1 protein-coding gene is annotated in these 802 nt (G+C 50.9%); it reads right to left on the reverse strand.

The window, feature by feature from the left end; translation table 11 throughout:
* Positions 1-801 (reverse strand): AMP-binding protein (locus E1297_RS01190; RefSeq protein WP_155132861.1); only part of this gene is annotated, 801 nt, incomplete at its 3' end.
* Between the last annotated feature and the right edge of the window lies 1 nt (position 802).

Below are 802 nucleotides of genomic sequence, written 5' to 3' on the forward strand. Positions count from 1 at the left end.
ATAGCCGCGCGAAACCTGAACCCCGCCAATTAAGAGCTCTCCGGAAACACTGAAGGGAACCGGGATTAGATATGCATCAAAGACATATACCTGTGTGTTCATAGATGGGGATCCGATCGGGAGTCTTCCCGCAGTCCATCCTGCCGAGATAAGGTATTCTGTCGCACTGACCGTAGTTTCAGTCGGGCCATAGCCATTTAGATAACGGTATCTACTTGATGCCATCGCAACCGAGTTAGGTTCAGGAGCTTCTCCTGCGGTAACAAGAGTTTTCAAACAGCCCGAATTGCGTTCAAGAAATTCGGCAAGTAGCACTGGTGGCAAGGTAATTGTAGTTACTCTGGACGTCGCGGCAAATGTCGCGGTATCTGCCCCGGAACCTTTTACATGCTCTGGCGCAACAATAAGGCATGACCCAGTCAGAAAGCTCATCAAAAGTTCCGAAAGAGAAGCATCAAACCCTATTGAAGCAAACAAGGCTACACGCTGACTCCTGCCTTGCAGAACTTGTTGTGCCTGATGCCTCGCAAGATTGAGTGCATTCACGTGTCCGATCATGACGGCCTTGGGTTTTCCCGTCGACCCAGAGGTATAGATGACATATGAAAGAGATAATGGCGTAAGCGGAATGGCGCGCTCCGCATCCACAACAGGGGTTTCCGCAAATCGGGCAATTACCGCTGATGAATATGTGCCGTCCAGAATAAGAGTTTTACACCCAACTCTGTTGGTCGGGTCCGGCAGTAGTTCCCCAAGCTTCTGGCGTGTCACCACCCAACCCGCTCTAGCATCCTCCAGCATG

It is taken from the genome of Roseibium sp. RKSG952, assembly GCF_009711355.1.